The 13,245-nt window shown below is 40.4% G+C and carries 10 protein-coding genes and 1 pseudogene; 2 read left to right on the forward strand and 9 right to left on the reverse strand.

The annotated features are described in order from the left end of the window. Positions 1-748: 748 nt before the first annotated feature. A pseudogene (locus AB4653_RS01130) lies at positions 749-974 on the forward strand (ISL3 family transposase); the annotation flags it as partial. A gap of 567 nt (positions 975-1,541) precedes the next feature. On the opposite strand, the gene AB4653_RS01135 reads toward AB4653_RS01130, so the two are convergent. Beyond that, complete coding sequence (locus AB4653_RS01135; protein ID WP_048666147.1) at positions 1,542-2,261, reverse strand: 4'-phosphopantetheinyl transferase; 720 nt, start codon at positions 2,259-2,261, stop codon at positions 1,542-1,544. 100 nt (positions 2,262-2,361) lie between these two features. On the opposite strand from AB4653_RS01135, the gene AB4653_RS01140 reads away from it, so the two are divergent. Further along, on the forward strand, positions 2,362-3,174 hold the full coding sequence (locus AB4653_RS01140) for a helix-turn-helix transcriptional regulator (RefSeq protein WP_080968032.1): 813 nt from the start codon (positions 2,362-2,364) through the stop codon (positions 3,172-3,174). Here the strand turns inward: AB4653_RS01140 and AB4653_RS01145 are convergent. The 8 genes from AB4653_RS01145 to AB4653_RS01180 all read right to left on the reverse strand — a co-directional run bounded on the left by AB4653_RS01145 (position 3,126) and on the right by AB4653_RS01180 (position 12,728). Continuing rightward, on the reverse strand, positions 3,126-3,560 hold the full coding sequence (locus tag AB4653_RS01145) for a 2Fe-2S iron-sulfur cluster binding domain-containing protein (RefSeq protein ID WP_057620393.1): 435 nt from the start codon (positions 3,558-3,560) through the stop codon (positions 3,126-3,128). The two genes, AB4653_RS01140 and AB4653_RS01145, sit on opposite strands and share 49 nt — an antisense overlap. After that, positions 3,557-4,045 carry an SRPBCC family protein gene (locus AB4653_RS01150; RefSeq protein ID WP_048666148.1) on the reverse strand — a complete coding sequence of 163 codons (489 nt, stop codon included), beginning with the start codon at positions 4,043-4,045 and terminating at the stop codon, positions 3,557-3,559. Before AB4653_RS01150 ends, AB4653_RS01145 begins: the two co-directional genes overlap by 4 nt. A gap of 56 nt (positions 4,046-4,101) precedes the next feature. After that, a complete protein-coding gene (locus AB4653_RS01155) occupies positions 4,102-4,584 on the reverse strand; it encodes an SRPBCC family protein (RefSeq protein ID WP_080968033.1) in 483 nt (160 codons plus the stop codon). A 59-nt stretch (positions 4,585-4,643) separates the two neighbouring features. After that, the gene (locus AB4653_RS01160; RefSeq protein ID WP_102258138.1) at positions 4,644-8,090 is read right to left on the reverse strand and encodes an amino acid adenylation domain-containing protein; all 3,447 of its coding nucleotides are present in this window, start codon (positions 8,088-8,090) and stop codon (positions 4,644-4,646) included. Between the two features lie 14 nt (positions 8,091-8,104). Further along, positions 8,105-9,022, reverse strand: a complete 918-nt coding sequence (locus AB4653_RS01165) for a diiron oxygenase (RefSeq protein WP_102258137.1) — start codon at positions 9,020-9,022, stop codon at positions 8,105-8,107. A gap of 38 nt (positions 9,023-9,060) precedes the next feature. Further along, positions 9,061-9,411: a cupin gene (locus AB4653_RS01170; protein WP_048666151.1), complete on the reverse strand. Its 351-nt coding sequence runs from the start codon at positions 9,409-9,411 to the stop codon at positions 9,061-9,063. Positions 9,412-9,450: 39 nt separating this feature from the next. Next, positions 9,451-11,142, reverse strand: a complete 1,692-nt coding sequence (leuA, locus tag AB4653_RS01175; RefSeq protein WP_048666152.1) for a 2-isopropylmalate synthase — start codon at positions 11,140-11,142, stop codon at positions 9,451-9,453. A 719-nt stretch (positions 11,143-11,861) separates the two neighbouring features. Then, entirely contained in the window at positions 11,862-12,728 is an 867-nt protein-coding gene (locus AB4653_RS01180; RefSeq protein ID WP_240798315.1) for an IS5 family transposase, read from the reverse strand. Between the last annotated feature and the right edge of the window lie 517 nt (positions 12,729-13,245).

A 13,245-nucleotide genomic window follows, 5' to 3' on the forward strand; every position in this document is an offset into this window, starting at 1 on the left:
GCCCCAAAAGACGACTCAGCACGATCACGTTCACCTTCGACTGAATGGCAATACTGGCGTAGGGTGTGGTCAAAAATTGAAAATACAGGGGCATTTTTGGAACACTTTCCAATTAGTCTTTGTTTTCACTAAGAGGCTAAATTATCGATGAAAAACGCCCCTATTGGAAGGGGTTGGGGTGTAGATTTGACCACACTGTTTTTACATTAACGCCAAGTTACTCTTATACAGGGGCACTTTCACCCCAAAAATACAGGCTAGAAATGAAAAAATTCTAGAACGCACCATCGCATCAAATCAATCAAATCAATCAATCAATCAAATATCCATTATATACTGGAGGCATTTCGTGAACAGTATCTAATTATGATTTTCATTATAAACCCTTAACAAATATAAATTAGGAATACGTAACTATCTACTTACTCTGGCAATCAGTAACAAAACAATAATGGAATTCGTCATGGAAAGACAAATAAAACTATTTTCACTGAAGAGAAAAGGAGCAGCAGTCCCTAAAGTAAACATAATTAGTATCAAATCAACTTTCTCATGAGGACGAAGCTTAAAGGTTGGCAAATTACTATAGTCATTGTAAGTCATTAACTATTCTGGTTGTCATGGCGTTGGGCGGTAAGGCGTTATCCAAGGAAAAACAAGACTTAGGTACGTAGAAAAGATTACCTGAATCAACGAGATGAAGGACAATTTCATGGATGGCAAAATCGACTGTCTCTTTAATCTGGTTCAGATCTTATCTCTCATCAACTTTGCAGACGCGCTCTGGGAGAGAAGAGTTGGGAGCTGCAATTATGCAAAATATAAGCTGACGAATGCCCAAGTGGAAGCTGGGAATGTATCGATAGGCCTTAGCCCGAGGAGTCAGGGATACTGATTACTTTAAATTGAAGATTAGACAAACCTCAATCCTAGAAACTCACTCTACCATTTACCCAGAAATCAAGCTCATCTAAGCGGAGAAGAGCCATTTAGGTATTGTAAACTCTGGTCGAAGATAACTCTCAGTCAAAGACGGCAAAGCAGAAAATTCATGGTAGTACTGCTTGTTTCTTTGGCGAGAAGAGCGTACCACTTTCGCAGTTGGCTTCCTCTTCTACGCCTTTCCATGAGTGTCGCAGTTATTATCTGAAATCAGGGATAAATGAAAACCAGCATTAATTTACTTTGATTAAGCTGTTCCCAATTTAATCAATATTGAAAGGACCCATAGCTAAGCCACCGAAGCCAGAAACAGCAGAAGCCCGGTAGAAACATTAGCTTATTCTCGCTTTGTAGCCTCATTTTAATCATGCATAAGTGTACCCGTCTTTTCGCTAAATAAGCTCTACTAAAGTTTTTATAATAAGTTTTTTTATCAAACCAGTAATATTATTCGCAGAGCCATTTAACAGAAGATCGCCGGACTAACGCTAAAAACCTACTGGATAACACTAGAACGTATTGTGCATTATCCTCGAAAAACTAGACTTTTGGTGACATAACTAGCGCTATCGTAAAAACTCATTTCACTAAAATAGTAATCAATCAACTATCAATGTAAGAATATATCCTCCCGTAAAAATATATTTCCCATAAAATTCCTTCCCTTTTTTAAAGGTTTCATTTAAATCTACATTTAAAGATATTTTAAGTGTTTTTTCATTTGTATTTATATAGGTAAGAGTTGCTGAATCAAAATCAAAATAGTAATTAACTTCAGGAAAGATGGCTTTAAATAGGCTCTCTTTGGCCGAGAAAGCTAAAGAGAATGCAGTTGACTTAACAAAACCACATTTATTTAATAGATTTATTTCGGGCGGGCTTATAATTGATTGTTTCAAGCTTTCCGAAACTTCAGCATTCAGCGATTCGATATCAATGCCTATTCGTTTATACAAACTGTCTCTACAAATAGCGCAAACTGCTACTTGGTCGGCATGGCTTATGGACCCTTTTACACTTTCAGGCCATACAGGTGCTCTTTGATTACCAATACCAACTATCGTATTCGTATGTTCGAGCTGCTTTAATATTGAAATGGCCAGTCCCCTACCAGCCAAAAATTCTGCCTTTCTATTATGTACTGAGCCTGATATTTTCTTGTATAAGTCCCTCCCTAACAGTTTTACTGCTAAGGTATCCGAATAATAGATAGGGTCAAAATGACATTTAAGACAAACAATAGGAATGCCATCGAATTCTAACGTTTCGACAGCAGTAATAAATGGAAATATGGGCGTGCATTTCATAGATTTGAACATTCCATCACTTTGATTTAGTTATAGCAAAAGTGAATATAAAACATCTTGCGTATCAATAACCCTTTTTTAAGATGAATTTTATTTTCTGATTGAATTAAGTATGTTTTACCAAACTGACAGACCCAAAAAACCAATTCGGGCTATTAAGTACACCTACCAAAACGGTATTAAAGAGCCTGTTCATGACCATCAGGTTATTCAGGTTTTACACATACTGGAAGGGGCAATTCGAGTCTATGCCAAAGATAATTGTTGGGTCATTCCTCCATCTCGGGGCCTGCTGATTCCAGCAGGGGTACCTCACAGCTTAGTCGCGGTAGGCCGAGTTGAAGTACGAACTCTTTTCATAGATCCCTTAGCACGTGCTGATCTTGGTAATGAGTTAGGTATATTTCAAGTTAACCCGCTGCTTAGAGAGCTGATTAATGCAGCTTCTGATTTCTCTGATAATCTTACAACAGGTTCACGCGAAGAACGTATCAACGAACTTATTCTTGATGAGTTGCGCTTAATTCACCTCACAGACTTTAATGTACCCATGCCTTCATCGAAAGAACTTAAATCTTTCTGTAAACGTGTGACCGCTCATTTAGAGCGCCCCTGGGAACTAGCCGATGTTGCGCTCTCACTGAATGTGTCGGCACGAACTATTTCCCGTAAATTCCACTTAGAGACTGGTTTGAGCTTTGGAGAATGGCTCAGACATTTTAGGATACTTAAAAGTATGGAGTTACTGGCTAGTGGCTATTCTGTTACGGATGCAGCAGTAGCAGTTGGTTACGATAGCCACAGTGCTTTCAGCACAATGTTTAAGAAGCGTACTAGCATTTCACCAAACTCATTCGTTGCCTTCCCAAGTCTGGTTCAAGAAAGTGACGTATCACTGAACACAGAACAATCATCAATTGGATAAGTGCAACAAGCGAGCCTTATCCCTTTCTCGATACTATGCGTTTCTAATACGTCGGTACATCCTCCTCGAGTATTCCCTTCCACCCTAACCACACATGCGCCGCATAAACCATTCCTACATACTGAGTTGATGTAAGCACCAGCATCTTCGGCCAACTCCAGTATTGATTTTTCGCCATTTGCTTTATCACAAAGCACTTCATTATCTAGATGAACTTTAATTTGGGTTTCCTGTGCCAAAGGAGTTTGACTCATAAGTGAAAAATGCTCTGTGGCAATGTCACTCGGCTCAACTTTCAGAGCTAGAAGGTTACTGGTCATATCAGCAACATAGATACCCCAAATACAAGGCACCCCAATGGCAGCTAAAAACCATAAAGTGCTCATGAACTGACCTCATTTAACCTTTCACTGCAAATGCTTTCGACATTAGCTAACGCAGCATTAGCAAAGTCCGATAAAAATACTTCCAGTTCCTGTTGAGCCCCTGTTTTTGGCTCTCCTGCCATTTCCCACACTACCTTGCAACACGAATCAGTAAGCTCTTCAACTCTCATGAGCTCCCAAAGGTTTCTGAGGTTCAGAGAAGTGGAAATTATATTGAAGTGCATTTTCATGTTGGAGTTATCTCTAAACGAGATTTGGTCAACAACATAATCACCCGAATCGAATGTCTTAACCCTAACCTGACCTAATCCTTCACCTATCATCTGGCATTTATTTAGCCCATCAGTGAATCGGTCAAATCTTGAAAAGTTTCCTACAACACTCCAGACAACACCGGCTGGAGCCTCAATCTTCTTTTCCATTCTTAAGGTTTTTGTTTGAGGAATGGCAGGATAGAAGTGTCGATGACATATAGTATTTTCCATGTTTTCTCCCTACCAGACGGGTATAGAACCCATCTGGTTTTTATTTTTGGCTTTTGTTATGCTGCTTTCGTGGATTCAGCGATTTCTTTAACGTTATTCAAACAGCTTCGGGCAAAGCCTTCGACAAACGATTCAAAATCAGTTTGGTTGGTTTCGTTATTGTAAGGTTCACCGGCAATATCCCAGATAGCTTCACAGTGGTCATTATCGATCTGATTAACACGCATTGATGACCATAGATTTCCAATATCCATATTTGTGTAAATCAAGCTCCAGTCCATTAGCATACTTTGTTCATCACGGTGATTGAGCTGCTCTATAACGACATGCCCATCTTCAAATAACTTTTTACGAACGGAACGTGCCCCTTCGCCAGTCATTTCAATTCGTTCTAATCCATCAACAAATTTATGGAAGCCTGAGAAATCTCCCACAATTGACCAAACCTCAGCAGCCGATGCTTTAATAGTAACGGGGGTACTAATGGTCTTTGTATTTGGAACATTAATTAGTGTTGAGCGTTTTTCTGAATAATTCATCTATATATCCTTAAGGTATTAAAACTGAAAAATATCTGAAAATTACAGGTTACTTGGGTTTATGAAGTTACTGATTTGATGTTTACAGTTTCTGCAATAAATCCGCTTGAAATGAGATACCCTAAATTGGCGTCAATCAACTTGTTGTCTTTTTCCGGATAATCCAATCCAGATTGATTTAAACGGTTTAAGGTTTTTTTATAATCTATATTTGAGATGTCACCAATATCCTCTGAATTTTCATCGAGATAAAATGACACTACTTGATATAAAGCATTTGATTCATCTAGTGTTAGCAGCATGCTTCTCCACTGATCATCCGATATAAATTTAATTGGTATCCCATGATGATTTAGCCGACCCACATATTGTTTCCAAGTTAGTGGTTTCGGGTTATGAAAGTGAAGAACAGGTGTATGTTTAACTTTATCTAATGAACCTTCCACAAGACCTTGGGCGATAAAGTCGACGGGGCACAGATCGAACTGTAAATCCCAATTTGGGGCGACCCCCATTTGTGCAGCCCCCTTTAATAGCAACAAAATTCGATTCTGGTCAGGGAAACAATGGCCAGTTTGAGAATGCCCAGTAATGTTCCCTGGTCGAACAAGTGTTATTGGGACGCCTCGTTCATAAGCTTGCCAAACCAATTGTTCAGAAACCCATTTGGTGAGGTTATATCCATTGTTTACGAAAGCCGGTAGCTGCCCTGCTGGCCCCTCTTCCACAATGTGTCCTTGTTCATTTAGATTACTTGCAGCACTTAATGTTGAGACATAGACCACTTGCTTCTGCTGACCAGTGCAAGCCATACGTAGTAGATCGATGGTCGAGCGAACATTAGCATTGTAAAGATAAGTGTAATCATAGATATGATTCACTTGCGCACCGTTGTGATAAATGACATCAACATTTCCGCATAGCATTTGGTAGTCGCTGTCAGTTAGACCTAGCTGCGGGGCAGCTAGATCACCACATACCACTTTGATTCGAGGGTTCTGATTAAAGTCATTGACCCCGAATTTTCTATAATTTTCAGCCAGTTTCTTGAGTGCATATTCTTGAGAGCTTGCTCGGATGTGGCAATAGATAATCGCATCAGTCTTTTGAACCAATTGCTCCAAAATATGAACACCTAAAAATCCTGTAGCCCCTGTTAATAAAACTGCACGGGGATTAAATGCGTTAAGATTCTCTTCAGTAAAGGGGGCGATTTTTTGATCCAGTACCAAATCTGCATATATTCGGTCTGAAATCTGCGCCCCTTTCGTGAGGTGGTCCGACGTTAAAAGTTTGCTTAGTGCTTCGATCGTTGGTTTTTCCATGAAGCGAGCTAATGTAAAGCTTCCTTCGTAGGTATTCCTTACCGTGAGGAGCATTTTTGATACAAGTAATGAATGACCTCCCATATCAAAAAACGATGAATTCAGAGATAAGTCCTCAGGGTCAACGTCGAGTGATTCAGCCCATATTTCTCTCAATTCCGTTTGTAATTTAGTCCAAACTTCATCTTTGGTGGTACCAACCGAACGCACTTTGAATTCTGCAAGTTTTTTACGGTCAACTTTACCGTTGACCGTGTAAGGAAATTCTTGGAGCTCTTTGATTAATACTGGCATCATATAATCTGGTAAGCATTCGCCCAACTCAACACGTAATTGGTCGGTAGAAACATTAGATTTCGGACCTTTAACAAAAGCTCTGATCTGTTTTTTATCGTCGGCTATAACTACACACCCAGTGTAAAGGTCTAATCGAAGAATCGTGTTTTCTATCTCACCAAGCTCAACTCGAAATCCTCGAATTTTAAGCTGATTGTCCCGACGACCAATAAAGTTAATTTCACCATTATTGTCCCAAAAGCAAATATCACCCGTGCGATACGTTTTGCCTGCTTTTGAGTTCGATTCAATCGGGGCAAATCGTTCATTAGTTTGAATAATATCTCGTACATACCCAGGCCCAACTCCTTTCCCTGCTATATACAGCTCACCTTGCTCCAGAGTCTGGCAAGGATCGCCTTTTTCATTAATCAGGTAAACCTGAGTATTATTGATTGGCTGTCCAATGACTTTGTTATTGCAGCCTTGATCTAGTCGTTTAAAGGTAGCCAGCACAGTACATTCAGTAGGCCCATATATATTGACCAAATTTGACTGTCCGGACCAATGATCGATCGCTGCACTGTCACAGACATCGCCACCGGTGATGATGTATTCCATAGATGGCCATGAACACTGCGGCATTGCCGATAACATTGCTGGTGGTATGAAACAGTGTGTGACTGACTCTTCTAAGATTAAATTGTTTAGTTGTTCGAAGTCATGTCGCTGCTCTGATGAAGGTACAATAAGTGTCCCCCCAGTTGTAAATGTAGGGAAGATATCTAATAGAGATGCGTCGAAGGAAACTGTTGTGAACTGAAGACAACGAGAATCATATGATAGATTCGTTTCTGTGATATACCAGTGACAGAAATGAGCCACATTCTGATGAGTGAGTTGCACGCCTTTTGGAACACCCGTTGAACCTGACGTATAGATCATCACAGCATTTTGACTTGTGTTTTCTTCGTATTTAAACGACGTCGCTGTTGTTCCGATATCAATATTTTGCTCTAGGGCATCTATTGAAGTAGCTCGCGTTTCTGTCTCAAAATTTAACGCTCCAATTAATAATTGAGGTTTAGAGCCTTTCAATATGTTCTTAATTCGGTCTTCTGGGTACTCGGGGTCGATGGGCACATAACAAGCATTTAGTTTTAACACTGCCAGAATCGTTGCATATAATTCGATGGACTTTGGTAATGCGATTGCTATGACTTGTTGTTCTGCACAACTACCTGAATACAGGAGATTTTGAATATTTGACGCATATCTTTCAACCTTACCTTCCAGCTCTTTGTAAGAGATCGAGGTATCACCAAATTTGACCGCTGCCTTTTGGGGGAACAACATAACCGTATTTTCATAAGCTTCGTATAAACCTTGATAATACTTTCCGTTCTCGATCGTCTCATTAGACTTGTGCCAAAATTTTAATTCATGAAGGTCAACCTCTGAATAGTGCACTAATTCATCACTAGGAATTGTGTTATCTTTGGTTAAACCTTGTGACAAGCGTGTGAGCGTCAAAGAAACACACTGTTCTACAACTGTACAAATTTCTTTGTGAATATCTGCCCCATTATGTGTGAATCCGTTCTTTATGACTGACTTAGTAATTAGCACCAACTGCCCGTCAAATGGTGCTAATGTAGAAACAATGTATTGTTCATTATCACTCTCATGAGCCACGCTAATATACACTGACGACCTTGAACCTAAATCGATGTCATCAGGATGGTAACGCTTAAGAGTGAAATCGACCTTCATTGAGTCTTCAGTTTCAGAAACAGTTTCGTCGGGTTTTGATGAAATAATATTATGACCAAGCTCGTAAATAAGATTGGCTAGTTCATGCGAGCAAGGACACTTGCTATCAAGTGCAATAGAATAAAGTTTCATTGTCTTTCCATGATCTATGAATATTGGGCAAGAAGATTTCGGGTCGGTGCGTGCTCAAAAATGCCTGACGCAATTAGGAATCGGCGGATATTTGCAACCATAGGGTGCTGTCCAGTAATAGGGTACCCACCAACAAGGTTTTCAAGTACTTTAGCTTTAACGACACCTGGAAGGGATAGTTGGTTGATCAACGCTGTATCAAATTCTTTCTGGATATCATTTGTAAGATATTCTTCAAGAAATTTTGGCAATGCAGACCCAATAGCCAATCGAGATGATTCATCAATCTCGGCCCAGTAAATCTTGACTAGCTCTGTCCAAAACTTTGAGTGGCGACCTTCGTCTGCAAGATGATCTGCCATAAGACCCTTAATTGAGCGCTTAACACTGTCGTCACTAGCAAAAGCAGCAACGTCAGAAGTTACAGTGTTCTCAGAGATGGCCACAGCAATCAGTTCAACGCCGGCTTTATGGTTAGCGTCATCTAATGAGGCGATTGCTTTCGGGATTGCTCGACTAAGCTCAATTTCATTAAATACCTGAAAGGGCTTTGAACCAGTTTGTTGTTCCATCTTATTCTGGAAATCCATTGCAACAAATGCGTGGTAGTCTTCATCAATAACAACTGACATTGCGTCATATCTAGCCTCGAATGAAAACTCAAAAGGAAAACGACCTTTAGCAATATCTAGTGCCGTTTTGTTAACAATTTCAGTCTCAAAAATTACAATATCATTGATATATTTGTATAGGCTTTGAAGCAAAATCGTATTTTGTACCTCTAAACCCAACTTCTCAATTACCGGATCAAAGCACAATGGCTGTCTTTCCTTTGGGTAAAATGAAAGTTCATCATCCTCAATAATGCGTCTTGGTCTTGTCCGGATTGTCGCTCGTTGTTCCCATGAATTTGCGTGTGATTGATAAGCCATTTTATGTTCCCTTTCAACTGCCTTGTTAGTTTATTTGTTTAGTAATAGTGAATTTCTAGAAGGACACACCCGTCGTAGCTTTTGAACGGTCCATGATGAGTACCTGCTGGTCTTATAAAGTATTCACCTGCTGTGTATTTATGCTTTAATTCTAAGGTGTCTTTATCGAGAAGAATTTGGTCACCCGAAACCAGATATACCTCTTCATGGTAATCATGAAGAAATACTTCCTTGGTCCCAGCATCAGGGTTAAAGCGAACAAAGCGAGTTCTTATCCCAGTTTTCTTTTCAGTATCTAGGGTGTCTTCGATAATGATCTGTTCGATGCCAGGGTCAAAACTAGTTGGGCTAGTCCAATTCTCTGAAGGGATATTTAAGATTTTTTCCATAATTTCCAAACTCAGTGTGTATTAAAAAGAAGGCCTTGCTTAGTCGAGCCGATTAAAGGATTCGTCCTGATCCAAAAATGAAGAAACCGCATTTAGAGTAGCCTGCAGAAGAGCTTTTAATGAGTCACTATTAATTGAGACGCCAAAGTAACTCAGCTGTAAATTGGATTGGATCTCAACGTAAGTGACGGCTCTACTTTCAGTACTAAGCCCCAGCGTATGCTCAGAATAATCTTTGATATTTATATCGATATCGAAGGCTTGTTTTATGCCATTAACCAAAGCACTCATGATTCCAGAACCAAGCCCTTCAACATCAACTCTGCGCCCCTTGTGATTTAAAGTTGAACTGATGCATAGCTCACCCGATTCAGACTTGCTTTCATAATCTATCAGTTGAAGATCTGGTTTATCTAAAACGCCATATGACTCTCGGAATAGCCGCCAAATTTCATTCAGGTTCATTTCGCAACCTGAGTGGTTAGTAAATGATTTAACCTTTTCGCTGAAGTCGATTTGTAGTAACCTAGGAAGCCTCAATCCGTGGTTCTGCTCTATGAGCCAAGCTGCACCACTTTTACCTGATTGGTTATTTACCCGAATTACCTCTTCATAAGCACAACCAATATCAATGGGATCAATTGGTAGATATGGGACATCCCAAGTGACTTGCCCCGTTTCAAACCGCTTTGCAAACCCTTTTTTAATGGCATCCTGATGTGAACCTGAAAATGCCGTAAAGACCAACTCACCCGCATATGGGTGCCTAGGATGTACCGGAATTCGATTACAATATTCAGCTACTTCCACGGTTTTCTTGATATTTTCAAACTTAATGTTTGGGTTAACACCTTGGCTATATAGGTTCATGGCCAGTGTTACTAAATCAACATTCCCTGTTCTTTCACCATTGCCGAACAAACAGCCTTCAATTCTCTGAGCGCCACCAAGAACACCAAGTTCAGCAGTAGCAACGCCAGTACCGCGGTCATTGTGTGGGTGGATACTGATAGTTACATTATTGAGATCGCTAAAATTTCTAATGAATAGTTCGATCTGGTCGGCAAACACGTTCGGAGTGTTGACTTCAACCGTAGTCGGTAGGTTTAGTATTAATTGTCTGGATTCATTAGGGCACCATAAGTCTTTTACTGCTTCACAGATCTCTAAGGCAAATTCAAGCTCTGTAAAGCAAAAGGTTTCCGGAGAGTATTCCAAACACCATGTAGTTTCCGGTTGTTCCTCACATAACTGCTTAATCAATTCAACAGCGTCTAAAGCAAGATGAATGGTTTTTTCTTTTGAATTTCGAAAAACCACATCCCTAAATACGGGAGCGGTGGCATTGTAGACATGAACAATTGCCTGTTTTGCTCCTCTCAAAGAATCCATCGTCATTCGAATCAGATCCGGACGTGCCTGAGTAATTACTTGAACCCAAACATCATCAGGTATGTGGTCCTTTTCTATTAGCTTACGGACGAATTGAAACTCAGCATCTGACGCAGAAGGAAACGCGACTTCGATTTCTTTGAAACCACATTGCACAAGATGGTCGAAATACATAAGTTTTCTATCGTGATCCATAGGGTTAGCTAGGGCCTGATTTCCATCCCGTAGGTCGGTTGAGCACCAACGAGGTGCTGATTCAAGTCGCTTGCTAGGCCATACTCGTTCCGGATTAGATACAATAGATGCTGGTGTATATTTTTGAGATGGTTCAGAAATCATGTTTGCTACCTCGCGTTAGTTCATTTCATTTTAAAGTTGAGAACTGAATTTTCTTTCGCTAATGTAAAGAATGAAAGCTGAGCAACCAATACAGTAAAAAATATTAATGCCTCTGAATTAAAAGTCGAGAATGAATAGTTAACCCAAACGGATGACACAGCAGTCGCTAAACAATATAATCCAATAGCTAACCATCCTAATCTTTGCGTTATCCTAATCTTTGCGTTAATAGAGGGTTATGCTTTAGATGGTAACCATTAAAATATTTTTCTTGGCCATTATCGAAATTCCTTTTATACCCACTTATCGCATTGATTTAACCTTAATTGTTGGAGCTAGCCATGCTCCCTGTCAGTAAAAATATTCTCAGACAGGAGGTAATACCTTAAATTATTAATAGATAAATTATTTAAAATAACTATACCCAAGCAAGAGTTAGCTACCTTTCTTAGTTTATATAGAACAGTCAAGCATAGGATCCAGATGAACCTTCGACGGTAAAATTCAAACTCAAGCCAACTAACATGTATAATGACGATATTTTCAACCCAAGGCTCACGTATGGGTTGGCTGGTCTAATATCCCAGAATCAGCCGCTAACAAATTGCTTAATGAGACAGTTAACGTTCGGCGATTTTGGGTTTCAGTAGTTTTAACTAATAAACGGCTTTGTTGCGTAATTAAATTTAAAGATAGAACAACCCCGTTTCGCGTATTTCTTAATCAATACGACAAGTTTCAGGCATACCTAAGCCAGTAAGCTTGTTCAACGCTTTTATCATCGCGTAAGTTTCACCCACCTGGGCATTGTAATTTCTTAAGCTCAATCGTCCTCCTAGCAACTGTTTAACTCGATACATCGCTGTTTCTGACAATGAACGTTTGTAGTATCCATACCGCTCTTTCCAATACTTATTTGAGCCGTATAATTTCTGGCAACCCACGGCGAGATTTCGAGGATGACCACGCTCCCAGAAGGCTGCCCCTTCTCTTGGGGGAATAAGCGCAACGGCTCGCTTCATCTTAATAGCAGCGCGACACGCTCTCGTGTCGTAAGCGCCATCACCAGACACCTCAAGGATGCTTCGACGTGTTTGTTTCAGTAGGTTCGGGAGTACTTCACCATCTGTAACCGTTGATAAACTTAGCTCGGCGGCAATGATCTCATGAGTGCTTGTATCAACTGCAATATGCAGCTTTCGCCAGACTCTCCGCTTGCCATCCGTCCCGTGTTTTTTGACTTTCCATTCACCTTCGCCATAAACCTTAAGGCCAGTTGCATCAATGGCTAGGTGTTGTATCGCTCCTCTCGCTTTAGTCTTAAATGAGACCTCAACTTGCTTGGCTCTACGACTGATGCAGGTGTAATGCGGACAACTTAACGGCACATGGGCTAACCTAAATATCGAGTCGATAAATCCTTGCAGCGCTCTCAGTGGCATAGAAAAAACTCGTTTCACCATGAGTGCTGTCGTAATAGCTAAATCACTGAACCGACGTGGCCTCCCGCGCTTATTCTGTTTGCTTTGCGCCCACCCACTTATTGCTTCTTCATCGATCCAGAAGGTCAGAGAACCACGGTTAATGAGCTATTGGTTGTATTGCTTCCAGTTGGTTGTTTTGTAACAAGGTTTAGGCATAAGGCTACGAGAGAGAGTGGTGGTAGCTGATCAGATCGTAGGTTCTTGATTTAGTTCCATTGAATTACGCAACAAAGCCCCGTTGCAATGGATTTTAAAAGCTGTGGATCGACATTATAAAATCTCCCTGCCTCATCAAAGCAAAAAGCCCAACCGAAACACGGCGATAGCAAAGAAAGGTAAAGTAATGGTTTCATCATAAAAAGCCACCTATCAGCCACAAACCCACAAAGTGACACCATGAAAAAGCAATAGAATCAAACATCGAGCAAATAGGCGTACTGTGGTACTGAGAGCGGTATTGGCGACCGCTTGCGGTCGAGCCTTTGGCTCAAATTCTTTTAGCGCGAGCGTTGAAGCGTTCGGACAAAAAAAATGCCTCTAGGATAAGAGGCATTTAAGAAAACATATTTGAATATTAAATGACTGCCAACCCAAAACGCGGCACCGGCTACCGTCGCAA

Source organism: Vibrio sp. 10N.222.48.A3, from assembly GCF_041475345.1.
GTDB lineage: Bacteria > Pseudomonadota > Gammaproteobacteria > Enterobacterales > Vibrionaceae > Vibrio > Vibrio tasmaniensis_A.